We start from the raw sequence: 23327 nt of genomic DNA on the forward strand, positions 1-23327 counted from the left end.
CGTTTCCAGCCACACGGTAGTGGTCCCGGATGAGGATCTAGGGAGTGACCGACCAGCCGGCCGCCTCGAGATGCCTGCGGACGCGATCCACATCACTTTCCGACGGCATCTCGTCGGTGATCCTGGTGATCAGCACGCCGATGTCCGCCACACCGACCGGGGCCTGTCCGGCGGCCAGGATCTCCCTGGCCACCCAGACGGTTTCGGCGTCGGTCAGCCGGCGCCGCAGGAGCGCCAGCAGCGGAATGTAGTCCTGCGGCGGGACGCCCTGCGGGTAGCCCTCCCGGAGCCAGCCGAGGATGGATCGCAGGAACGCGGGCCGCTGCATCGACTTCTTCTCCGCCGACGGGCGGTCGAACGCCCCGGCCAGTGGCCATCCGGCCGCGGCCAGGCGCGCCGCCACCAGAGCGACGTCCTCGTCGGTCGGATCCTCGTTGGCGACCTTCTCGATCGCTGCCATCACGTCGGCCCGGTCGGTCCTGACCTGGCCGTGACCGGTCAGGAAGTCGACGATCTGGTCCAGTTCGGCGTCATCCAGACGACGACGCAACAGCGCCAGCAAGGGGAAGTAGTCCTTGGGCGGGACGCCTTCGGGATAGCCCTTGCGGAGCCAGTGGAGCACCGAGGCGATCAGACCGGGCTTGTCCTCCACGGTCGACATCAGGAAAGGCCGAACTTCGCCAGGAACGCCTTCGACGAGGCGAGGATGACGACGGCCGCGACGACCACCAGGGCGATGATCAGGAAGCAGATCGCAGCGGCAGCGCGTCCTGCGGGATGGGGCGGCGTGATGGAGCCGTCGGCTGCGACCGTTCCGGCCGACGAGCGGATGCCGAGGGCGAACAGGGCCGGCAGGCCGGATCCCAGGACGAGGCCGACGAGCAGGACCTTCCAGATGGGGCTGATCGCGTTGAGGACGACCATGATCTTCTGCTCTCTCTCAGACCGACGCGGAGGTACGGCGTTCGATGGGTTCATCGGTGACCGGGGTCGAGCCGGAGTCGTCCCATTCGGCGTTGACGTTGTCGGCGTGCACCGGAGCCCGGCGCGAGCGCACGTAGATCAGCGACGAGACCGCCACCAGGATGCCGAACACCAGCAGGATGCCGAAGAGCCCGTCGGCCGGCCCCTTCAGCAGGTCGGCGAGCCACCAGCAGACTCCACCGACGACCGCGGCGGCCGGCAACGTGACCAGCCACCCGGCGGCCATCCGGCCGGCGACGTTCCAACGGACCTTGGCGCCCTTGCGACCCACCCCGGTACCCAGGATCGATCCTGTCGCGACATGCGTGGTGGACAGGGCCAGACCCAGGTGCGAGGACGTCAGGATGACGACCGCAGACGCCGCCTCTGCGGCCATTCCCTGCGGCGCGGTGATCTCGACCAGTCCCTTGCCCAGGGTGCGGATCACCCGCCAGCCGCCGATGTACGTGCCGAGGGCGATGGCCACGGCACAGGCGACCTTGACCCAGATCGGGATGTCCCCGGAGGCGGTCAGTGACCCGTGGGCGACCAGGGCGAGGAAGATCACCCCCATCGTCTTCTGGGCGTCACCGGTTCCGTGGGCCAGCGACACGAGCGATGCGGAACCGATCTGGCCCCAGCGGAAGCCCTTCTCGCGACTGTCCCCGGGCACGTTCGCCGTGATCCGGTAGATCAGGGAGGTGCCGAGGGCCGCGATCGACAGGGCGACGATCGGTGACAGCACTGCCGGGATGACGATGCTGGTGAGCACCAGGGTCCAGTTGACCCCGCTGGTGAAGCCGAGCCCGGCGACGGCCGCGCCGATCAGACCGCCGAACAGCGCGTGCGAGGAGCTCGACGGCAGCCCGAGGAGCCAGGTGGACAGGTTCCAGATGATGCCTCCGACGAGGCCGGCGAAGACGATCGTGATCAGGAGGTGGTGGCCGCCCGCCTCGTTGAAGAACGGCAACGGCGCGCCCTTGGAGTCCTGGATCTTCACCACCTTGGCCACCGTCTTGGCGACCTCCACGGACAGGAAGGCGCCGACCAGGTTCAGGACGCCGGAGAGCGCCACCGCGACCTTGGGCTTCAGGGCACCGGTCGCGATCGAGGTGGCCATGGCATTTCCGGTGTCGTGGAAGCCATTGGTGAAGTCGAAGGCCAGGGCGGTCCCCACGACCAGAACCAGAATGATCGTCTCTGCTGTCATGAGCAGGATGATGGTGGCCGACGACGGGCCCTGTCCATCGTCCGAGGTCCTGTTTCAGCTGGTCAGGAGCAATGTTCGACCAAGTGTCATCCGTTGTTCACCGACCCGGCGACACCCGTTCCCCGAGCGACCCGGGGCCCGATCAGATCTGCGCGACCAGGTCCACCACGGCGACCGCAGCGGACGAGGCCTGCCCGGTCGAGGGGTTGGTGGAGGCCGCGACCAGCACCAGGACCCTGCTGCCCAGCGGCACCCCGACCAGACCCTTGAGCGCACCGGTGGCGTCGACGGTGATGGACTGCAGTCCGGTCGTCGATGTACTGGCCGCCGCGGTCGAGGCGCCGGCCTTGGGCCACGTGGACTGGGTCTGCGTCTGGGTGAAGTCGGTGACGACCAGCTGGGCCAGGACGGTGCCGGCCTTGACCTTGGCCCCGGTGCCCCTGGCCAGGACGTAGACCGCGTTGGCCTTCGGCTGCGCGAGTCCCTTCGGAATGGTGATCTTCGGCTCCTTGCCCAGAGCCCCCGTGACCGACGGCACGCCCTTGGGTGCCGGCTGCAGCACCGCATCGGTCTGACCCGTGGAGTCGAGCGGGATCCTGGCCACCACGTCGACGACGAAGACGATCGTGTCGGTGCCCTTGATCTTGCCGCTGGCCCCGCCGGCCGAGCCGTAGCCGTCGGCCGGCGGCAGGCTGAGCAGGACCCGGCTGCCGACCTTCACGCCGACCAGTGCGACGTCCCAGCCGGGGACGACCTTGCCCTCGCCGATCTGGAAGCTGCTGGTGGCCTTGCGGTCGTAGGAGTTGTCGAAGGCGGTGGCGCTGCCCCAGACGGTGCCGTAGTAGTTGGTCGTCAGGTAGTCGCCCTTGGTCGTGACCGGCCCGGTGCCCTTGGTGAGGATCTGACGCTGGAGCGACGGCGGCGGGGTCGTCTTCGGGAAGGTCAGCACCGGTTTGACGCCGAACTTGCCGGTCGCCGTCGGCAGCATCGCTGCCGCGACGGCCGGGGCGAGGACGGTGGCTGCCGGGACGGCCGGACCCAGGTCTGCGACGGCGCTGGAGCTGACCGAACCCGATGCGGGGGCGCCGGTGGCTCCGGAGGCAGCGGCACCGGAGGAGAGGGACGCAGGCGCGTCGCTGCTGGCGGTGGAGGTCGACGACGATCCACAGGCTGCGAGGACCAGCAGTGGAAGGGCGGCGATGACGGCCCGGATGCGCATGGAGAATCCTTCGGTTTTCGGCGGTCGGGATCTCCCCCGACATCGGTGGTGCGCCCTACTGCGAGCCCGTGGGCGGGATGGCTGTCTTTCCGGTGGTTCCGGGCTGGCTTGGACACCCTACGCAATCGAGCTGTTCACCCGATGTGAACGCCCGTCGGCCACCGCCTCGCCGACGCGCGCCCCGCAGGTCGGTATCGCCCCTGGGTGGCCCTAGTCTGAGCGGGTGGCAGGTACCCAGCGCGTCTTCGTCGCCCAGCTGGCCGGGCTCCCCGTGTTCGGCCCCGGGGGCGAGTCCATCGGCAAGGTCCGGGACATCGTCGCTGCGCTGCGTCTGGACCGGAAACCGCCCAGGGTGCTCGGCATCGTCGTCGAACTGCCCACGCGCCGGCCGATCTTCGTACCGATGCTGAGGGTGACCTCGCTGGAATCGCACGCGGTCGCGCTCTCCACCGGGTCCGTCAGCCTCCGCCGGTTCGAGCAGCGCCGCACCGAGGTGCTCGTGATCGGTCAGCTCATCGACAAGAAGGTCCGGCTGGCCACCACGGCCGGCCCGGCGACGGTGATCGACGCCTCCATGGAGCGGACCAGGACCAGGGACTGGGTCGTGACCAGGTTGGCCGTCCGCGAGCGCACCGGCCTGCTGACGAGGCGGTCGGCCGTCCAGGTCCTCAACTGGACCGACGTCAGGGGAACGGATCTCACCGACCTCACGGACAACACCACGCTGGGCACCCAACAGTTGCTGGCCTCGTTCGAGGGCATCCGGGCTGCGGATGCCGCGACCGTGCTGCGCGACCTGCCGTTGGCCCGGCGGTACGAGGTCGCAGACGCCCTGGACGACGACCGGCTGGCCGACGTCATCGAGGAGCTGCCCGAGGAGGACCAGAAGGACCTGCTCACCCACCTCGACGAGGCGCGGGCCGCCGACATCCTGGAGGCGATGGATCCCGACGATGCCGCCGACCTGTTGGCCGAACTCCCCTCCGGGATGCAGGAGCGCCTGCTGGAGCTGATGGAACCGGAGGAGTCGGCCCCGGTCCGCCGGTTGCTGCAGTATTCGTTCGACACCGCCGGTGGTCTGATGACGCCGGAACCGATCGTGCTCACCCCGGATGCCACCATCGCAGAGGCCCTCGCGAGGGTGAGAGCCCCCGGCCTGACGCCCGCTCTGGCCTCGATGGTGTTCGTCTGCCGCCCACCGCAGGCGACCCCGACCGGCCGTTACCTCGGTTCGGTGCACACGCAGCGGCTGCTGCGGGAGCCGCCGTTCGACCTGGTCGCCGGTGCGGTGGACAAGGAGATGGCCCGGATGTCGGCCGACGCCAGCCTGGCCGAGGTGACCAGGTTCTTCGCGGCCTACAACCTGGTCTGTGCGCCCGTGGTGGACGACGAGGAGCATCTGCTCGGGGCGGTCACCGTCGACGACGTCCTCGACCACCTGCTACCGGACAACTGGCGGGAGCTGGGTCTCGGTGACATGCCCGCCCGCTCGCGGACCTCGGCCCGGATGAAGGGAACCGGCCGTGCCTGAGGCGCGCCGGGGACGCCGGCTCGACCAGCCCCGCAGCAATCGAAGATTCACCTTCGACATCGATCCGGAGACCTTCGGCCGGTTCTCGGAGAGTCTTGCGCGGTTCCTCGGTACGGGGACCTTCCTGTTCTGGCAGACGCTCCTGGTGATCATCTGGATCACCCTGAACATCGTCGCCGTGAAGCTGGCCTGGGATCCGTACCCCTTCATCCTGCTGAACCTGGCGTTCTCCACGCAGGCCGCCTACGCGGCGCCGCTGATCCTGCTGGCCCAGAACCGGCAGGACGACCGGGACCGGATCTCGCTGGACGAGGACCGCAACCGTGCCTCGCAGACCAAGGCGGACACCGAGTACCTGGCGCGCGAACTGGCCGCCCTCCGCATCGCCATCGGGGAGATCGCCACCCGCGACTACCTGCGCAGTGAACTGGACCGGCTCCGGGTCGACCTCGACGAGGGTTCCGCTGGAAAACCGAAGCGGGACAAGGCGTCCGTGAAACCGAAGTCACCGGCCAAGGCGACGCTCGCCGCGAAGGGTGCGGTCAACGAGGACACCACCACGGTGCCGGACGGCGATCCGACGAGTCCCTGACCGGGGCTCGACGTGCGGCCCGTGCCACACCGGGCCCCTGCAACACCGGGCCCCTGCAACACGGACCTTGGAACGCCGCCCCCCTTGAAACATCGAAGGCCCCACCCGGATCGGGTGGGGCCTTCGCTGCGGACCACATCACTGTGGAGGTGGCGGGAATCGAACCCGCGTCCAACGTTGTGTTGTGAGGGCTTCTCCGGGCGCAGCTCGCGTTGTCTCTACTCGACCCCACCAGTCATGCGAACGTGCTGGTGTGACAGGCCCAGTAGCTGTTTGATGTCCCTAAAAATCCCGCTACCGGATCTTTCGGTAATCCTCCTTAACGGCGCCAGTATCCGGGTCGGAGGAACACCCGGACTGACGGAGTCGCTACTCGCTCAGGCGGCGAGGGCGAACTCGCGCTGACTGTTGTCGGCGCTTGATTTTTTTGCAACGGATGGTTAACGAGATCATCGTTGCCTTCCTCGGCCCGCTTCACCTCACTCGACAGCCGCTGTCGAGACCAATCACCCCCATGCCCGAAAGCATTCGGGGAGACAAGCATGCTCAGCCTACCTGGTCCGCCGATCCGATGTCGCACGCTTTCGTCGAAAGTCTCGCGGCGTCGCGAGTCTGACGGACGGGATGAGGGCCGTCAGGCCATGCCCTTGGCGCGACGTCCGGCGTACTTGGCGATCTCGCGATCGGAGTCGCGCTTGGCCAGGGTCTGACGCTTGTCGTATTCCTTCTTGCCCCGCCCGAGCGCGATCTCGACCTTGACCTTGCCGCCGGAGAAGTACATCGACAGCGGGATCAGGGCCACCCCGCCTTCGCGCAGCTTCTGCATCAGCTTGTCGATCTCCGAACGGTGCAGCAGCAGCTTGCGGGCCCGCCGGGGTGCATGGTTGGTCCAGGTACCTTCGGCGTACTCGGCGATGTGCACGTTGCGCAGCCAGACCTCGTCGTCCGAGACGGTCGCGAAACCGTCGATCAGCGAGGCCCGTCCGGCCCGCAGCGACTTCACCTCGGTACCCGTCAGCGAGATCCCGGCCTCGTAGGTGTCGGTGATCGTGTAGTCGTGACGGGCCTTGCGGTTGGAGGCAATGAGCGAACGCCCCAGGTTGCGGGCCTCGTTCGCCCGGTCTGCCTTCTTCTTGTCGGTTGCCATAGCTGCTCCAGCCTAGTCGGCCGCGCCGGTGCGTGGGAGCGGAGCCGCTCAGCCTGCCGAAGCCTTCCACCGACCGGGGCAGGTGGATCACCGGCCGGGCCGGTCAGATCACCGGTCGGGGCCGGTCAGATGCGGACGTAGAGCCGGAGGGTGACGTAGCCGGAGATCGCGGCGAGGCCTGCGCCGGCCAGCAGCAACCACGGCGCCACCGCGACCAGATCGGTACCGGTCAGCGGCGCGAGCACTCCTGAGTTGATCACCGACCCCAGCAGCTTGTCGACGAAGGTCACCTTGGCGACCACCAGGAGCCCGATCGACAGCAGCGCGCCGATGACCCCGGCGACCACCGCCTCGATCATGAACGGCAGTTGGGTCCGCCATCGCGACGCCCCGACCAGCCGCATGATCGAGGTCTCGGTCCGCCGGGTGTACGCCGCGATCTGCACCATGTTGGAGATCAGCAGCAGCGCCGCGAAGGCCTGGATCAGGGCCACGATGATGGCCAGGTTGCGCACCCCGTTGAGCAGGCCGAACAGCTTGTTGAGGAAGGCACTCTGGTCGTTGACGGAGTCGACCCCGGGCAGACCGGTGAACTGCTGCGAGATCACCTTGAAGCGCTGCGGATCGTGCAGCTTCACGTGGAACGACGCCGGCAGTGCGTCCTGCTGCACGATCGCCAGCATCTCCGGCTGGCCCGCGAACCGTGCCTTGTACTGCTGGAAGGCGTCGGCCTGGGTCTGGTAGGTGGACAGTTCGACGTCGGCGTTCTTCTTGAGCGAGGCCGAGATGTTCTGGCAGATGACGGCGGTGCAGTTCGGGTCCTTGTTCGAAAGATCTGCATTCAGGTAGATGATCACCTCGACCTTGTCCCCGTAGAGGACCTGGGTGGCCTGGGACACCCTGGCCACGATCAGGCCCCCACCGAGCAGACTCAGCGAGATCGCCGTCGTCAGGATCATCGCGACGGTCATCGTGATGTTCCGGCGGAGACCGGTCAGGACCTCGCTGAACACATATCCGGCTCGCATTTGTTCCTCTCGCAGCGTGTGACGCATCGCCAACGGCGACGGCCAACGCGCTGGCGGTCCTGCAGTTGATGAAGGCGGTGGAAATCTCTTGGTGCAGCAGGTTGTCGGTCAGCGACCGACGCCGTAGACGCCGCGCGACTCGTCGCGGACCACTTTGCCCAGTTGCAGTTCGATCACCCGGCGGCGCATGGAGTCGACGATGTTGTTGTCGTGGGTGGCCATCAGCACGGTGGTCCCGGTGCGGTTGATCCGCTCCAGCAGCAACATGATGTCGGCACTGGTGTCGGGGTCCAGGTTGCCGGTCGGTTCGTCCGCGAGCAGCAGCAGCGGCCGGTTGACGAAGGCTCTGGCGATCGCGACCCGCTGCTGCTCACCGCCGGAGAGCTCGTGCGGCAACCGGCGGGCCTTGCCGTCCAGCCCCACCAGTTCCAGCACTTCCGGGACGATCTTCTTGATGGCGGCCCGCGGACGCCCGATCACCTCGAGGGCGAACCCGACGTTCTGTTCGACGGTCTTGTTCGTCAGCAGGCGGAAATCCTGGAAGACGCATCCGAGGCGTCGACGGTGCGACGGCACCTTGGAGCGACGTAGTTTCACCAGGTCCTTGCCCGCGACCTGGATCTGGCCGGTGGTCGGAACGTCCTCGCGCAGCACCAGTCGCAGGAACGTCGACTTGCCCGAACCGGAAGGTCCGATGACGAAGACGAACTCCCCCTTGTCGACGTCGATGGAGACGTCGTCCAGGGCGGGGCGCGTGGACGTCTTGTAGCTCTTGGACACGTGGGACAGGTGAATCACAGGCGCAATTGTACTTCCGGTTGTCGTTATCTCTGTGTGACCTGGCCGTGGCGACGGCCGACTTTGCGCTGCCGGCGACCTGGAACACCGCGGCGGATCAGCGTGCGAGGCGGGCCGTCACGTGGCCGTGCAGCAGTCCGTTGGTGGCCAGGGCGCTGACGCTCTGCTGCCCGATCGGCACCCCGTCCACATCGGTGAACACACCACCGGCCTCCCGGACCACCGGCACCAGGGCGGCCAGGTCCCAGAGGCTCAGCTCCGGTTCGGCGGCGATCTCGGCGGACCCCTGCGCCACCAGCATGTAGGGGAGGAAGTCGCCGTACCCGCGGGTCCGCCAGCACTCGCGGAGCAGTTCGGCGAACTGGGCGCCACGACCGTCCGCCTGCCATTCCGGCAGGTCCGAGTACGTCAGGGAGGCGTCGGAGAGGTTCGCGACCCCGGACACCCGGCACGGCTGGACCGCGCCGCCGGCGAACTGGGTGAACGCTCCCCCACCGTTTCCCGCCCACCATCGCCGGGCCATCGCCGGCGCCGACACGACGCCGACCACCACGTCGTCACCGTCGAACAGCGCGATCAACGTGGCCCAGACCGGTACGCCCCTGACGAAGTTCTTGGTCCCGTCGATCGGGTCGATAACCCAACGCCGACCGTCGGACCTCGCCTCGGCCGCACCGCCGAACTCCTCACCGATGACGGTGTCCGCAGGCCGCTCGCGCGTCAGGAGCTCCCGCATCGCGGTCTCCACCGCCAGGTCGGCGTCCGACACCGGCGTCAGGTCGGGCTTGGAGGTGACCTCCAGGTCCGAGGCCCCGAACCGGTCGAGGCTGATGGCGTCGGCTGCGTCGGCGAGCCGGAGGGCGAGGGACAGGTCATCGGCATGGGTTGCAGTCACGATGCAAGTTACCCGTTGGGTCCTGCAAAGTGCTCGCTATTGCGCTCACTCTGCAGGACGGAACGGGGGTTTCTGGCCTCCGAAGCGATCCTGCAGGCCTGGGTCGTCGAGCCACCACGGGCGGTCGACCGAGGGTTCGGACACCGGCTCCCCGTCGGCCGCCCAGTGCTGACGGGCGTCGAGTTCGGCATCGATCTTGGCCGCGTCCCTCGCGTCCGCCTTGATCCAGCGGCCGGCCGCCAGGATCAGGAACGGTAGGTCGAGGATCTCCGCGACGACCCACAGCATCCCGCCGGCGATGTGCTGGTCGTCGATCGGAACGGGCGAGAACGCCGGACGGTCGGTGGCGAAGTGGACCAGCGTCATGTGGGTCTGGAACCTCAGTGCGATCCCGGGGAAGGCGTCCAGGATCAGTTCGACGAACCCGACGGCGAGCGACAGCCCGACCGCGAGCGAACTCCGCTGGTCGTCGGTATTGACCAGCGGAAGCGCGACCAGCACGCCGGCGGCGAGCAGGATCAGGTGCACCAGCCCGCCGGCCGGGACCGAACTGACCGCGAAGGCGCCGAGGCCACCGAAGATCAGCAGCATGCAGAGCACCGGCACCAGCACCGGGCTGACCAGGGGACTCCCCAGGAATCGGAGCGTCCTGGTCCGCAGCGCACAGGCGATCGGATTGTCAGGGCCGTGGACCGCGGTGACCAGGGACACCGGTTGGGCCGACATGAGGATGATCGGCACGACCAGCAGCAGCAGCAGCTCCTGCGCCATCCAGACCCACATCAACTGGTAGCTGCGCGCCTCCGGGAAGCCGTTGGTCGTCCACACCGTGGCGAGGATCCCGATCCAGAACACCACGTCCCGGCGACGGGCCCACTCGATGCCGCGGGTTGCTGCGGTGCGACGGGTGCGGAGGTAGCCGAAGGCGACGAGCGCGGTGACGACGATCATGACGTAGTCCGGTCGCCACTCGGTCAGGACGCTCAGCCCGCCGGGCGCAGCCGTCGGGGCGGCGAAGGTGTGCACGACTCCCATGTTCCACCTCCTCGTGCGCAGCGCTCGCCAGTCAGGGCGCGGCACCGCTCAGGCCTGGTGCTCGAACTGCGTGCGGTAGAGGTCTGCGTAGAGTCCGTTCTGCGCGATCAGGTCCGCATGACGGCCAGACTCCACCACCTTGCCACCGTCGATCACCAGGATCTGGTCGGCGGTCCTCACGGTGGACAGCCGGTGCGCGATGACCAGCGACGTCCGGCCGGTGAGGGCGGCCGACAGGGCCTTCTGGACGGCCGCCTCGGACTCGCTGTCCAGGTGGGCGGTGGCCTCGTCGAGGATGACCACGTCGGGCGCCTTGAGCAGGACCCTGGCGATCGCCAGCCGCTGCTTCTCCCCACCGGACAGCCGGTGTCCGCGGTCGCCGACCACCGTCTCCAGGCCTTCGGGCAGCGAGCTGACCAACGGCCAGATCTGGGCCGCCCGGAGCGCTTCGACCAACTCTTCCTCGGTGGCCGCCGGTCTGGCGTAGAGCAGGTTCGCCCTGATCGTGTCGTGGAACATGTGCGCGTCCTGGGCGACCACCCCGATGGAGTCCCGGAGTGACTGCAGGGTGGCGTCTTTCACGTCGATCTCGCCGATCCGCACCGAGCCGGAATCGGCGTCGTAGATCCGAGGAACGAGCTGGGAGATGGTCGTCTTCCCGGCCCCCGACGGGCCGACCAGGGCCACCAGCTGACCGGCTTCGGCGCGAAAACTGACCCCGTGCAGGACGGAGTGCCGTGGGCTGTGGTCGGGAACCGAGATGCTCTCCAACGAGGCGAGCGACACCTCTGCGGCGCTCGGATAGGCGAACTGGACGTCGATGAATTCGACGGCCCGCGAGCCCTTGGCCATCACCACCGCTCCCGGCTTCTCCTGGATCATCGGCTCGAGATCCATTACCTCGAAGACTCTTTCGAACGAGACCAGAGCGCTCATGACGTCGACCCGGACGTTCGACAGGGCGGTCAGCGGGCCGTACAGGCGCGTCAGGAGCAGGGCCAGCGCGACCACCGAGCCGGCGTTCAGCGACCCGGAGAGGGCGAGTGCTCCGCCGAGCCCGTAGGTCAGGGCCTGCGCCAGCGCCGCCACCAGGGTCAGCGCGGCGATGAAGGTACGGCCGTACATGGCCGTCGTCACACCGATGTCCCGCACCCGGCCGGCCCGCTCGGAGAACGATCTGGACTCCTCCACCGGCCGACCGAACAGCGACACCAGCAGCGCGCCAGAAACATTGAACCGTTCCGTCATCGTCGTGGTCATCGATGCGTTGAGGCCGTAGGACTCCCGCGTCAGGGTCTGCAGCTTGCGCCCGAAAGCCCTGGCCGGCAGCACGAACACGGGCAACAGGATCAGGGAGAGGACCGTCACCTGCCAGGAGAGCGTGAACATCACCCCGGCGGTGAGCACCAGCCCGATGACGTTGGAGACGATCCCGGACAGGGTAGAGGTGAAGGCCTGCTGCGCGCCGATGACGTCGTTGTTCAGCCGGCTGACCAGTGCCCCGGTCTGCGTCCGGGTGAAGAACGACAGCGACATCTTCTGCACGTGGTCGAAGACCTTGCTGCGCATGTCGTAGATCAGGCCCTCGCCGATGCGCGAGGAGTAGAAGCGGGACACCAGCGAGTTGCCGGTGTCGACGATGGCCAGGATGGCGATCACCAGGGCCAGGATCACGATCGTGCGCAGGCTCCCGTGACCGCTGATCTGGTTCACCACGTTGCCGGCCAGCAGCGGCGTCGCCACCGCGATGACGGCGGAGAACACCGTGACGGCCAGGAACAGCGTCAGTTCCTTGCGATACGGCCGGGCGAACCCGAGGATCCGTTTCGCGATCCCCGGCGACAGCTTGTGATCGGCCACCGAATCGTCCCGGTGCATCGCCCGCAACGCCGCCATCGACGCGCCGCCCATCGGTCCCGACATGTCCGCCACCTCCCTCTCGCTCCGCTCTCCCGCCGGTCAACAAGCCCGGTCCGGATTCCGTTCCCTCCCGTTGAGCAAAGCACGGCGCGCGGCGGTTCCCGGGCTCTTCTGCTCAGGGCATGCGTCCCCCCGGGTCCGCGCCGCCGGATGTGGGCAATCCTGGCCCGGGTGCCGCCATTCGGGTTACCGTCAGGTCAACCCGAGGGGGGTACACCGATGGCGACCGCCACCGAACACATCCACGACGAGGTCCGCGAGCTGATCCGCAGACGCGGGGTGGATCCCATCTCCGACCAACGATCCACCCGGGCCCTGATCGACGAGGTGATCGGCCACTACGAGGAGCGCGTGCCGAACTCCTCCCTGCCCCCGCTGATCGACCGGCCCGGCGCCGCCCGCTTCGTCTTCGACGCCCTGGCCGGCTTCGGCCCACTGCAGCGCTTCCTCGACGACCGCGAGATCGAGGAGATCTGGGTCAACCAGCCGGGCAAGGTGTTCATCGCGCGCAACGGCATCTCCGAGCTGACCACCACCGTCCTGGCCCCGGGGGAACTCCGTGACCTCGTCGAACGCATGCTCAAGCCCTCGGGGCGCCGGTTGGACCTGTCCTCCCCCTTCGTCGATGCCCTGCTGCCCGACGGGTCGCGGCTGCACGCCGTCATCCCGGACATCACCCGCGAGCACCTGTCCCTGAACATCCGCAAGTTCATCGTCGCGGCCAACGGACTGGAGGACCTGGTGGCGCGCGGGTCGATGACGGCGCACGCCGCCCGCTTCCTGGAGGCCTCGATCATCGCCGGGCTGAACGTGATCGTGGCCGGCGGCACCCAGGCGGGCAAGACGACCCTGTTGAACACGTTGATCAACTCGATCCCGCCGCGGGAGCGGGTGATCACCTGTGAGGAGGTCTTCGAACTGCGGCCCAACCTGCCCGACGTGGTGGCCATGCAGACACGGCAGCCGAACCTGGAGGGTCAGGGCGAGATCCGGCTGCGCCGGCTGATCAAGGAAGCGCTGCGGATGCGCCCGTCGCGGATTATCGTCGGCGAGGTCCGTCAGGAGGAGTCGCTCGATCTGCTGATCGCACTCAACTCGGGCCTGCCCGGCATGTGCAGCGTGCACGCCAACTCCGCCCGCGAGGCGGTGATCAAGCTGTGCACGCTCCCGCTGCTGGCCGGTGAGAACGTCACGGCCGCCTTCGTGGTGCCGACGGTCGCCACATCGGTCGATCTCGTCGTCCAGTTGGGCATCGACCCGAACGGGCACCGCCGGGTCCGGGAGATCGTCGCGCTGCCCGGCCGGGTCGAGAGCGGCGTCATCGAGATCGCCGACATCTTCACCTCGCGCGGTGACGAGTTGGTGCGCGCCGATGGCTATCCTCCGCACGCCGACCGATTCGTCCGGCACGGCATCGACCTCCCGGCGTTGTTGGCCGGATCACGCCAGGACAACGCCCGGTTCTGAGCGTTCCCACCGACCGGGGCGCCTGGATCCCCTTCCCGGGCCCGGGTCACCCACTCGTCTGGCGTGGATCCACTTTGCCTGGCGTGGATTCCCCTCGTCTGGCGTGGATCAACTTCCCAGGCGTGGATCAACTTCCCAGGCATGGACGAAAGTGATGACTTCTGTCCCACCCGTCCCAAAAGGGCGAAGTTGATCCATGCAGCCTGCGTGACGGTGCTACGAGTCGACCAGGTCTCGTGAATAGTGCATCTGGTTGCGGCGGGGGCGTTGACTTCTGTCGATCCACGGCAGGGGATCAGTTCCGGGTGGCCGTCGGCGGCGAATCGGATGGTCCATTGCGCTTGGTGGATTTCGTCGTGATGAAAACCGCAGAGCAGCACCCCGGTGTGGACGTTCGTCTCCCCCAGATCCCGGACGAACCGATTCACGTGGTGAACATCGCACCAATGCGTCGACCGGTCGCAGCCGGACCAGACGCAGCCCCGGTCGCAGGCCTTGATCGCCCGGCGCATCCCCCGCGTAGACGTCCTTCGGGAGCGTCCGACATCCAGGACCTCACTACCCCCACCCGGGACGATCGGACCCGGCTGTGGGCCTCCGTCGGGGAGATCACCAGCACCTGCCGTAGCAGCGACGCCGTCCAGGGGCACCCCCGGGGTGTCGCCATCGCTTGGGTGTCGACCTCCCCCGCGAGGTGCACCTTGACCGTATGCACCGTCCGGGACAGTGTTTCCAGTTCCTGACCCAACGTCAGCAGATCGTCGGCGCCGATCTTCCAGAACGCGCCGTCCCGCAAATTCGGTGACGGCGTTCATCGCCGACCGAACCAATTGTTTGGCCTGGTCGGAATCGACGAATCCGGCTGTCCCCGTATCCACCACTTTATCGGCGGGCACCGACAGCCGACCCCGAAAAGGCGCCATTTCGAGCCACCCCCAGGTCACAGGACGGTCACAATTTTTGGAGCCCGAAATCAGACGAACAAATACTTGCTCTGTCGCAGCGGTCAGCGATCGTGACGGTGCCGGTGCCGACAATGGGGAGGTCGTGCGGACCCTCCCCCGGTCAGTGCCATCCCACCGCCGGTCCCGAACTCCGATGCAGGTGGAACAAACTGATCGTTCGCAGGGTTAAACTTCTACAGCAATGGTGCGCAGGGGGTTCACGTACCGGTCCTGCTGCGCTCCGCGCCGGGAACCGTCAAAGCACCAGACAAGTCAACGCACCAGACAACCTGAAGGACGTCATGAGTATCGCCACGAAGCAGAAGTCGACCGTGCCCGCGATCGGGGCCAGGGCGCAGCGAAGGGTCGAGTCGGAGATCAAATCCATGCTCCAGATCAACGGCAACACGCCGACCGCGTACAGCTGGGTACCGCGCGTGGTGATGATGACCTACGAACTTCGCTGCGCGAACAATCACGCCGACGGCGAGCTGGCCGAGTGCTACAACGTCGCGAAGGAACTGGCCTCCCGCAGCTGACCCCTCCCCAGCCGCCAACCCGCGCTGGACCACGACGTCCGCCGCGTGATCCCGTGGCCGGCAACTGGCGTCAGGGCTGCCGGCAATAGGGCAGGATTCGGATATGACACAGCGGTCGGGCAGTGGGTCGACAAGCCTGTCCGCGGCAGCGAAAGTCGTGGGCGAGGACACCCACCACCCCGGCACGGTCGCGGTCGTCGGCGGCGGCCGATTGGGATCAGTGCTGGTCCAGGCACTACGCGCGGCCGGATACCCGTGCAGCGGTCCGCACCCGCGCGGCTACCCCGGCGAGCCCGGCGACGGCATCGTCCTGCTGTGTGTCCCCGACGCCGCCATCGCCTCCGCCGCAGCCCTGATCCGTCCTGGCCCGCTGGTCGGTCATTGCTCCGGGGCCACCGGACTGTCCGCGCTCGGCTCCCGCCGCGGCTTCTCGATGCATCCGGTCATGACGTTCACGGCGCAGACCTCCCCCGACGTCCTGGCGGGGACCGCCGCTGCCGTCGCCGGCACCGATCCACCCGCCCTCGCGGTCGCCCGCGACCTGGCCCGGCGGCTCGGGATGCGGCCGTTCACCGTCGCCGAGTCCGATCGCACGGCCTACCACGCAGCCACCGCGATGGCGGCCAACTTCCTGGTCACCCTGGAGTCCGCAGCCGCCGCTCTCCTGCGAACCGCGGGCATCGACCGGGCGGTGCTGCTTCCCCTGGCCCGTGCAGCACTGGAGAACTGGGGAGTGCAGGGCGCGGCCGCGTTGACCGGGCCCGTCGCCCGCGGAGATCGGGCCGTCGTGGATTCACACCGACAGGTCGTCGCAGCGCGGACTCCCGAGCTGCTGCCCATGTTCGACGCACTTGTCGTCTCCACGCACCAGTTGGCGCAGTCGCATCCCGATGAAACATCCTCCAGCACAGGGACAACGCAGTGATCGTCGTCAACACCGTCAGCGCTCTTCGCCACGCCCTGGCGCCGCACCGCACCGGGTCGATCGGGTTCGTGCCCACCATGGGGGCCCTGCACCAGGGACATCTGGAGCTGCTGCGTCGGGCCGGTCAGGACAACGACGTGGTGGTGCTGTCGGTCTTCGTCAACCCCGCTCAGTTCAACGATCCGGCCGATCTCGCGGCCTATCCGCGCACCGACGCGCAGGACCGTGCACATGCCGAAAACGCCGGCGTGGAAATCTATTTCGCGCCGACCGTCGACGAGGTGTACCCCACCGGCTTCAGCGCGACGGTCTCGCTGGCCGGTCCGATCGTCGAGACCTTCGAAGGTGCGCACCGCGGCTCCGGGCACTTCCACGGGGTGACGACGGTCGTCACCAAACTGCTCATGATGATCCGACCCGACCGGGCCTACTTCGGCCAGAAGGACGCCCAGCAACTGCGTGTCGTCCAGGCGCTGGTCGCAGACCTGGACATCGAGGTGCAGATCGTGGACGTGCCGACCGTCCGCGAGTCCGACGGCTTGGCGATGTCCAGCCGCAACGTGCGGTTGACGCCGGACGACCGCTCGATGGCGCTGGGTCTGAACCAGGCCCTGCAAACCGGTCGAGCGGCCTTCGAGCTCGGCGAGTCCGCCGAGGCCATCGTGGCCTCCGCAGCGACGGTCCTGGATCACTACTCCATCACCGCCGAATATCTCGCCGTCGTCGACGGCGCCGACTTCCGTCAGGTCGTCGACGTACCGTCACGTCGCGCGGTGCTGGTCGTCGCCGCGTTGGTGGGCCGGACCCGATTGATCGACAACATCGTCCTGCAGTGACGATCGTGTGGCAGCAGCGGCGAACACTCCACGAGAGAGGCACCCCTCCCGATGTCCAGCAAGCCAGCGCCACCCAGCGGACCGACCAGTGCGCGGTCGGTGGTCACCATTCCACACCTGCAGTCGCTCAAGCTCTCTCGCGTGCCGATCGTCATGGTCACCGCCTACGACTACCCCAGTGCGCGCGCCGCTGAGGCGGCCGGAGTCGACATCGTGCTCGTCGGCGACTCCGGGGCGATGACGGTCCTGGGGTATCCGAGCACCGTGGCCGTCGGCATCGAGGAGATGCTGATGCTGACCGCCGCCACCCGGCGCGGGACGACCGGTGCGCTGCTGGTCGCGGACCTCCCGTTCGGCTCGTACGAGGTGAGCGACCAGCAGGCCGTGGCGACCGCGGTCCGCTTCGTCAAGGAGGCGGGAGCCGACGCGGTGAAGCTCGAGGGCGGCGGCTCGATGTCCGTCCAGCGCGCTGCAGCCGTGGTCGGTGCCGGCGTGCCGGTGATGGGCCACGTCGGACTGACCCCCCAGACCGCCACCGCGCTCGGCGGCTACAAGGCGCAGGGCCGCAGCGCCGAATCGGCGATCGCGATCGCCCGGGGGGCCCTGGCCCTGCAGGAGGCCGGCTGCTTCAGCATGGTGTTCGAGGCGGTACCCAATGCGGTCACTGCCGCCCTGATGCCACGGATATCGATCCCGGTGATCGGTATCGGGGCCGGTCCCGATACCGACGGCCAGGTCCTGGTGTTCCACGACCTACTGGGTATCAGGGCCGGCGAGGGCGCCCGTTTCGTCAAGCGGTACGCCGATCTCCAGGATGCGATGGACGCCGGCGTCGCCGCCTACGCCGCCGACGTCAGGGCCGGCCGCTACCCGGCGGCCGAACACGGCTACTCGATCGATCCGGTCCAGCTGGCCCGCTTCGCCGAGACCCTGGACGAATGACTGCGGTGACCGACTGCGGCCGGCGGGGGCTCCGTGCCTGGCCGGCCGTGGAGCCAGCGACCACCCATCTCTACCTCCACGACAACCGTCTGACCGTGGTGCCCGGAGCCGTGGGCGCGCTGACCCGACTGCGGGTGCTGGACCTGGCCGGGAACCAACTCCAGGGTCTGCCCTTCGAGATCGGCCGGTGCGGGGCGCTCGAGTACCTCTACCTGCACGCCAATCGCATCACCGAACTCCGACCCGAGATCGGTGATCTCTCGCGGTTGGTCTACCTCAACGTCAACCTGAACCCGCTGTCCCGGTGGGGCGATGCGCTGTGCGGCCTGACGGTGCTGGCCGAGTTGCGCGCCGAATCGACCGGCCTCGAGGCGCTGCCGGAGACCCTGGCCGGCCTGGTCCAACTGCGCGAACTGCACCTGCGCTCGAATCTGCTGACCGATCTTCCGGAGCAGACCGCCCGACTGCGGAACCTGCGCTTCGTCAACCTGCGGGACAACCGCCTATCGGCCGTGCCGCCCTCGCTGGCCGGCCTTCCCCGCCTGCGGGAGCTGGACCTGCGTCAGAACGCCATCGACTCGGCGCCGGAGTTCCTTGCTGCACTGCCCTGCCTGGACAAACTGGACCTGCGGTGGAACCGCATCGCCCAGGACGACCCGGTCGTCGAGTCGCTCCGGGCACGCGGCGTTCTCGTGCACTGCTGAAGCCGGGCCACCGCACGCGTCCGGACCGATAGGCTCCGCCCATGGGAAAGGTCTTCGACGGAATCGATCAACAACTGGCGACATGGTTGACGGCGCAGCCGATGTTCATCGTCGGGACGGCGCCGCTGGAAGGCGACGGGCTCATCAACGTCTCGCCCAAGGGCATGGCCGGCACCTTCGCGGTGCTGGACGAACACACCGTCGCCTACCTCGACGTCACCGGCAGCGGTGTGGAGACGATCGCACACCTCCAGCAGAACGGCCGCATCGTCCTGATGTTCACGGCTTTCGACGGGCGCCCCAACATCGTGCGCCTGCACGGAACCGGTGAGGTGGTCCTGCCCGGCGATCCGCGTTTCGCCGACCTGATTCCCCGGTTCACCGTGCATCCCGGTGTCCGATCGGTGATCGTGGTTGCGGTGCATCGGGTCTCGGATTCGTGTGGCTACGCCGTCCCACGCATGACGTACGTCCAGGATCGCGACGTACTGGACCTGTGGAACGCGAACAAGGGCGAGGACGGACTTGCCGAATACCGCCGGAAGAAGAACTCCGCGAGCCTCGACGGACTTCCCGGCCTGGTCTGAGGGCCCTTAGGCCAACCGCAACACGATCGCCCCGGTCGCGATCACCACCGCGGCGCCGATCCGGTACCGGTCGGCCTTCTCCTTCAGGATGAGCACCGACGTCACGGTGGCGAACAGGATGGAGGTCTCCCGCAGGGCCGCCACCGCCGCCACCGGGGCCCTGGTCATCGCCCAGAGCACCAACCCGTAGGCGCCGACATTGGCGACACCGCCGCCGATCCCGACCCACCACTGCTTGCTCACCGCACCCATCAGCACGCGCGGACGACGGATCAGGGTCCAGGTCACCATCGGCAGGGCGGTGAACAGGAAGATCCACGCGGTGTAGGTCGCAGGTGCTCCGGACGCTCTTGCCCCGGCGCCGTCGATCAACGTGTAGGTCGCGATCACCACCGCATTGATCAGCGCCAGTCGAATCGGCTTCGGCACCCGGAACCGACGCCCGACCGTCCTCGGTGCCGCCGACCGCCCGACCAGGCCACCGGCCCCGATACCCCAGATGCCGCAACAGATCAGACCGACGCCGATCCATTCCGGTCCGGTCAGGTGCTCCCCGATGACGGGCCCACTGACGACGGCGACCAGGAGGGGCGCGGTGCCCCGCATCAGCGGGTAGGTCTGACTCATGTCACCGGCCCGGTAGGCGGCCGCGACCAGCGGGTAGTAGATGGTCTGGGCCACCACGGATCCGAGGACGTTGATCCAGGCGGCGCCGTTGATCGCCGGCAGCATCGGTAGTGCGGCGGCACACAGCAGGGCGCCGCCGCCGGCGATCAGCACCGTGGCCAGGTAGCCGTCCTCGGAGATCTTGACGAGGGTGTTCCACAGGACGTGCAGCACCGCTGCGGCCAGCACGACGGCGACTACGCCGCCGGGCACCTGCCGCTCACCCCGCGATCGGGCAGTGGCACACCCGACAGGGCCCGCCCGGAACAGGGACGATCGGCCCACCTACCGCGCATGTTCGCGCAGGAGTTCCTTGATGATCGGGACACGGACCGGCGCGACCGAGAGTTCGTGCACACCGCGAGCGACGAGACCGAGCACATGCTCGGTCATGCCGGCGATCTCGCCGCACACGGCGACCGGCGTCCCGGAGGCGACCGCAAACCTGCAGAGCTGGTCCAACAGTCGCTGGACCGCTGTGGACGAGGGGTCCAGCAGGTCCGCCACGCCGGTCTCGGTCCGGTCCGCGGCCATCGTGTAGCTCGTCAGGTCGTTGGAGCCGATCGATACGAAATCGCAGACGGCACAGATCTCGTCGGCCGCCAGCGCCGCTGCGGGTACCTCGATCATCACGCCGATCTGGTCCGGGGGCCGGTGGGGCAGACCGTCGGCCACCAGCGATTCCAGGGCGGCGCGCACCGCTTCGCGGAAGGCCAGCACCTCGGAGGCCACCGACACCATCGGCGCCATCACCGAGACGTGGTGACCGACCGCGGCGCGGAAGATCGCACGCAGCTGCACCTGCAGGACGTCAGGGTGCGCCAGGAGGTAGCGCAACCCCCGCACGCCGAGAAATCCGTTGTGCACCGGATCGAGATCCAATGCGGTGACCGGCTTGTCACCGCCCGCGTCCAGCACGCGCACCACGATCGGCCGGTCCTGGAGCACCTCGAAGATCGCCGTCAGATCAGCGATCTGGGTGTCCTCGTCCGGATAGTTCTCCCGGTCCAGGACCAGCAGTTCGGTGCGCAGCAGACCGACCCCGTCCGCGCCCGACTCGACCGCGGCCTTCGCATCGGCCAGCGAACCGATGTTCGCCACCACCATGATCTGACGCCCGTCGGGGGCGTAGACCGGTCCCCTGGCCGCCTCGGTCCGCAGTTGCGCAGCCCGGGCCAGGTCGATGATGCGTCCCCGGATCGCCTCGGCCGTCCGGTGATCGGGCGAGACGGTCACCGTCCCGGAGTCCCCGTCCAGCACCAGTTCCGTCCCCGCGGCGAGCCGTCCGATCTCGTCACCGGCCCGCAGGATCATCGGCAGACCGAGCCCGCGCGCGACGATCACCGCGTGCGCCGTGGTCGAACTCCGCGACAGCACCACGCCGACGGCGCCGCGCTCGAGCAGCACCGGTACCTCGCCCGGCCCCAGATCGTCGGCGAACACCACCGCGCCGTCCAGCTTTGCTGGGATGCGATCCACGACGACACCCAGTTCGGCAAGCACTGCCGCCCCGGCCTCACGGACGTCGACGGCCCGCGAGGCGACCAGCTCGTCCGGGTCGCCGGCGAGTCGATCTGCCGTCAGCCCCACCGCATCCCACCAGGCCGCGGCCGCATCGGAGGACCCGTTCGAGATCGCCGGTTGGGCCGCAGCCCGCAGTTCCGGATCGGCGAGCAGCACCGCATGAGCGACCTCGAACTGGTTGCCGGCCAACAGCCGCCCCGCCGCCGAAGCGATCGCCAGATCGAGACGGGCACCCTCCCGCCCGGCATCGAGGTCGGCGCCACGCGGCGAGGCCGCGCCGGCAAGTTGCCGTGGCGCCCGATCGAGCCGCACCAGAGGGCCGATGGCCAGGCCCGGCGCACCCGGTACGGCGGCCAGTACCGCGTCGACGATCGCCGGCGCCGGATGGGAGATCGATCGAAATCCGGTGGGCGCGTTGCCCATCCTGGCCGGGGCGGCACCCATCGCGGCCGGCGCGATCCGTCGCGGCAGATCCGGCGTCTCACCGAAACCACCGGTGATCAGAGCGGTGACCTTGGCCGCCGCCGCGGCGGCGTCGTGGCCGGTGGCGACCACCTCGACCTGGTCGCCGCCGCGGAGGGCGAGGGCGACCACGCGCAGTACGGCACGCAGGTCGACCGCCGGCGCATCCGGTCGGCCGAGAGTGACCAGGACGTCCAGTCCCACCAGGGATCTGATCAACGCCGCCACCGGGCGGGCATGCAGGCCGAGCGGGTTGACGACCGAGACGGTGGCCCGGACGGACTCGTGGCGGTGATCGTCAGCAATCGTCTCCTCCACCGCTGCCACCGTCGGAGGACTCGCGAACGCATCACCGGCCGGCAGCCCGGCCGTCGACGCCGAGGAGGCCACGGCGTCCAGGCCGGCGCCGCCCTGGGCCGTGACGGCGGCCGCGACCGCACCTTCCACCAGCGGGGCGTCGACGATCCGGATCCGTCGTGCCGCATCGGGATCCAGGAATTCCAGCGCGGTCTCGGCGGTCAACACCGCGCTGCCGAGGTCGTAGAGCAGCACGGCTCCGTCACCGGTGTCAGCCGTACCGATGGCGTCGTTGATGAGATCGAAGGACGTCCCGATTCCGCCTTCGTCGGTCCCACCGGCCGCCGCGATCACCACCGACGGCGCCATCTGCCGAGCCAGTTCCGCAGTTCCCCGGGCCAGATCGGCGCTGTGGGAGACCAGAATCAGCCCGACCGTCATCAGCCCTCCGCCGGCGCAGGGTGACCGGCGGCGCTGGCGGCGAGCGACGCCAGCACGTAGGCAGTGCTCTGCGCCCCCGGATCGAGGTGGCCGATCGACCGTTCCCCGAGGTAGGAGGCGCGGCCTTTGCGGGCCTGCAGAGGCGTGGTCGCCGCGGCGCCGACCGCCGCCGCGTCGGCAGCGGCCGCCAGGACCCCGGCCACATCGGATCCGGCCTGTGCCGCAGCGGTGGCCGCATCGGCGGCCGGGCTGAGCGCGTCCACCATGGTCTTGTCGCCGAGCTCGGCCTTTCCGCGGCCCACGACGCCGTCGCGGGCCGCCACCAGGGCCGCCGCCACCAGGGCGCCGTCCAGCTGGGTCGCCTTGCCGAGCACCGTGGACGCGCGGAGGAAGGCGGTCCCGAACAACGGACCGGAGGCGCCGCCGACGGTTGAGATCAGCGTGCTGGCCACCAGCGACATCACCTCGGCCGGAGTCTGCGGCTCGACGGTCCGGAGCTTCGTCAGGACCGCGGAGAATCCACGCGCCAGGTTCTCGCCGTGGTCGCCGTCACCGATCTCCTGATCGAGATGGGTCAGTTCACTGCGGCGGCGGGCGATCTCGGCACCCAGCGCCCGGATGGCCGCGACGGACGACTCTGCGTCGTACCCCATAT

The 23327-nt window shown here is 68.6% G+C and carries 22 protein-coding genes and 1 other RNA gene; 9 read left to right on the top strand and 14 right to left on the bottom strand.

The annotated features are described in order from the left end of the window. Nucleotides 1-37 precede the first annotated feature (37 nt). From H7F38_RS20760 to H7F38_RS20775, 4 genes are all read right to left on the bottom strand, one after another. Nucleotides 38-661 carry a DUF3349 domain-containing protein gene (locus H7F38_RS20760; protein WP_187091567.1) on the bottom strand — a complete coding sequence of 208 codons (624 nt, stop codon included), beginning with the start codon at nucleotides 659-661 and terminating at the stop codon, nucleotides 38-40. Beyond that, a complete protein-coding gene (locus tag H7F38_RS20765; protein ID WP_187091568.1) occupies nucleotides 661-924 on the bottom strand; it encodes a hypothetical protein in 264 nt (87 codons plus the stop codon). Before H7F38_RS20765 ends, H7F38_RS20760 begins: the two co-directional genes overlap by 1 nt. A gap of 16 nt (nucleotides 925-940) precedes the next feature. Beyond that, on the bottom strand, nucleotides 941-2173 hold the full coding sequence (locus H7F38_RS20770; protein WP_187091569.1) for an inorganic phosphate transporter: 1233 nt from the start codon (nucleotides 2171-2173) through the stop codon (nucleotides 941-943). A gap of 142 nt (nucleotides 2174-2315) precedes the next feature. Next, the gene (locus H7F38_RS20775; RefSeq protein WP_187091570.1) at nucleotides 2316-3392 is read right to left on the bottom strand and encodes an FKBP-type peptidyl-prolyl cis-trans isomerase; all 1077 of its coding nucleotides are present in this window, start codon (nucleotides 3390-3392) and stop codon (nucleotides 2316-2318) included. Between the two features lie 223 nt (nucleotides 3393-3615). On the opposite strand from H7F38_RS20775, the gene H7F38_RS20780 reads away from it, so the two are divergent. Both H7F38_RS20780 and H7F38_RS20785 read left to right on the top strand, forming a co-directional pair. Continuing rightward, nucleotides 3616-4923 (top strand): magnesium transporter MgtE N-terminal domain-containing protein, encoded by a 1308-nt coding sequence (locus tag H7F38_RS20780; RefSeq protein ID WP_187091571.1) that lies wholly within the window; start codon nucleotides 3616-3618, stop codon nucleotides 4921-4923. Further along, the gene (locus H7F38_RS20785) at nucleotides 4916-5515 is read left to right on the top strand and encodes a DUF1003 domain-containing protein (RefSeq protein ID WP_187091572.1); all 600 of its coding nucleotides are present in this window, start codon (nucleotides 4916-4918) and stop codon (nucleotides 5513-5515) included. The genes H7F38_RS20780 and H7F38_RS20785 overlap by 8 nt, the downstream gene beginning before the upstream one ends. Nucleotides 5516-5656: 141 nt before the next feature. Here the strand turns inward: H7F38_RS20785 and ssrA are convergent. The 7 genes from ssrA to H7F38_RS20820 form a co-directional block, all read right to left on the bottom strand. Continuing rightward, nucleotides 5657-6029: a transfer-messenger RNA gene (ssrA, locus tag H7F38_RS20790) on the bottom strand. A 120-nt stretch (nucleotides 6030-6149) separates the two neighbouring features. Beyond that, nucleotides 6150-6662, bottom strand: coding sequence for an SsrA-binding protein SmpB (gene smpB, locus H7F38_RS20795; RefSeq protein ID WP_187091573.1), 513 nt, complete (start codon nucleotides 6660-6662; stop codon nucleotides 6150-6152). A 125-nt stretch (nucleotides 6663-6787) separates the two neighbouring features. Next, complete coding sequence (gene ftsX / locus H7F38_RS20800; protein ID WP_187091574.1) at nucleotides 6788-7690, bottom strand: permease-like cell division protein FtsX; 903 nt, start codon at nucleotides 7688-7690, stop codon at nucleotides 6788-6790. Between the two features lie 108 nt (nucleotides 7691-7798). Continuing rightward, the gene (gene ftsE / locus H7F38_RS20805) at nucleotides 7799-8488 is read right to left on the bottom strand and encodes a cell division ATP-binding protein FtsE (protein ID WP_187091575.1); all 690 of its coding nucleotides are present in this window, start codon (nucleotides 8486-8488) and stop codon (nucleotides 7799-7801) included. A 97-nt stretch (nucleotides 8489-8585) separates the two neighbouring features. Beyond that, on the bottom strand, nucleotides 8586-9383 hold the full coding sequence (hisN, locus tag H7F38_RS20810; RefSeq protein ID WP_187091576.1) for a histidinol-phosphatase: 798 nt from the start codon (nucleotides 9381-9383) through the stop codon (nucleotides 8586-8588). Between the two features lie 45 nt (nucleotides 9384-9428). After that, nucleotides 9429-10418, bottom strand: a complete 990-nt coding sequence (locus tag H7F38_RS20815) for a cytochrome c oxidase assembly protein (protein ID WP_187091577.1) — start codon at nucleotides 10416-10418, stop codon at nucleotides 9429-9431. A 48-nt stretch (nucleotides 10419-10466) separates the two neighbouring features. After that, complete coding sequence (locus H7F38_RS20820; protein ID WP_187091578.1) at nucleotides 10467-12341, bottom strand: ABC transporter ATP-binding protein; 1875 nt, start codon at nucleotides 12339-12341, stop codon at nucleotides 10467-10469. A 216-nt stretch (nucleotides 12342-12557) separates the two neighbouring features. Here H7F38_RS20820 and H7F38_RS20825 point away from each other — a divergent pair, with 216 nt between their 5' ends. The 7 genes from H7F38_RS20825 to H7F38_RS20855 all read left to right on the top strand — a co-directional run bounded on the left by H7F38_RS20825 (nucleotide 12558) and on the right by H7F38_RS20855 (nucleotide 19282). Beyond that, nucleotides 12558-13805 (top strand): CpaF family protein, encoded by a 1248-nt coding sequence (locus H7F38_RS20825; RefSeq protein ID WP_187091579.1) that lies wholly within the window; start codon nucleotides 12558-12560, stop codon nucleotides 13803-13805. Nucleotides 13806-15051: 1246 nt separating this feature from the next. Further along, the gene (locus tag H7F38_RS20830; protein ID WP_187091580.1) at nucleotides 15052-15288 is read left to right on the top strand and encodes a hypothetical protein; all 237 of its coding nucleotides are present in this window, start codon (nucleotides 15052-15054) and stop codon (nucleotides 15286-15288) included. A gap of 103 nt (nucleotides 15289-15391) precedes the next feature. Further along, nucleotides 15392-16213, top strand: coding sequence for a DUF2520 domain-containing protein (locus H7F38_RS20835; protein WP_187091581.1), 822 nt, complete (start codon nucleotides 15392-15394; stop codon nucleotides 16211-16213). After that, nucleotides 16210-17049 (top strand): pantoate--beta-alanine ligase, encoded by an 840-nt coding sequence (panC, locus tag H7F38_RS20840; RefSeq protein WP_187091582.1) that lies wholly within the window; start codon nucleotides 16210-16212, stop codon nucleotides 17047-17049. Before H7F38_RS20835 ends, panC begins: the two co-directional genes overlap by 4 nt. Before the next feature lie 51 nt (nucleotides 17050-17100). After that, nucleotides 17101-17991 carry a 3-methyl-2-oxobutanoate hydroxymethyltransferase gene (gene panB / locus H7F38_RS20845; protein ID WP_187091583.1) on the top strand — a complete coding sequence of 297 codons (891 nt, stop codon included), beginning with the start codon at nucleotides 17101-17103 and terminating at the stop codon, nucleotides 17989-17991. Further along, nucleotides 17988-18695: a leucine-rich repeat domain-containing protein gene (locus H7F38_RS20850; RefSeq protein ID WP_187091584.1), complete on the top strand. Its 708-nt coding sequence runs from the start codon at nucleotides 17988-17990 to the stop codon at nucleotides 18693-18695. The genes panB and H7F38_RS20850 overlap by 4 nt, the downstream gene beginning before the upstream one ends. Before the next feature lie 41 nt (nucleotides 18696-18736). Next, nucleotides 18737-19282, top strand: coding sequence for a pyridoxamine 5'-phosphate oxidase family protein (locus H7F38_RS20855; protein WP_187091585.1), 546 nt, complete (start codon nucleotides 18737-18739; stop codon nucleotides 19280-19282). Between the two features lie 6 nt (nucleotides 19283-19288). On the opposite strand, the gene H7F38_RS20860 is transcribed toward H7F38_RS20855, so the two are convergent. From H7F38_RS20860 to dhaL, 3 genes are all read right to left on the bottom strand, one after another. Then, nucleotides 19289-20161, bottom strand: coding sequence for an EamA family transporter (locus tag H7F38_RS20860; RefSeq protein WP_187091586.1), 873 nt, complete (start codon nucleotides 20159-20161; stop codon nucleotides 19289-19291). Nucleotides 20162-20233: 72 nt separating this feature from the next. Beyond that, nucleotides 20234-22672: a dihydroxyacetone kinase phosphoryl donor subunit DhaM gene (gene dhaM, locus H7F38_RS20865; protein WP_187091587.1), complete on the bottom strand. Its 2439-nt coding sequence runs from the start codon at nucleotides 22670-22672 to the stop codon at nucleotides 20234-20236. Continuing rightward, the gene (gene dhaL / locus H7F38_RS20870; protein WP_187091588.1) at nucleotides 22672-23325 is read right to left on the bottom strand and encodes a dihydroxyacetone kinase subunit DhaL; all 654 of its coding nucleotides are present in this window, start codon (nucleotides 23323-23325) and stop codon (nucleotides 22672-22674) included. Before dhaL ends, dhaM begins: the two co-directional genes overlap by 1 nt. Between the last annotated feature and the right edge of the window lie 2 nt (nucleotides 23326-23327).

The sequence above is a fragment of the Nakamurella sp. PAMC28650 genome, assembly GCF_014303395.1.
In the GTDB taxonomy this organism is placed as follows: domain Bacteria; phylum Actinomycetota; class Actinomycetes; order Mycobacteriales; family Nakamurellaceae; genus Nakamurella.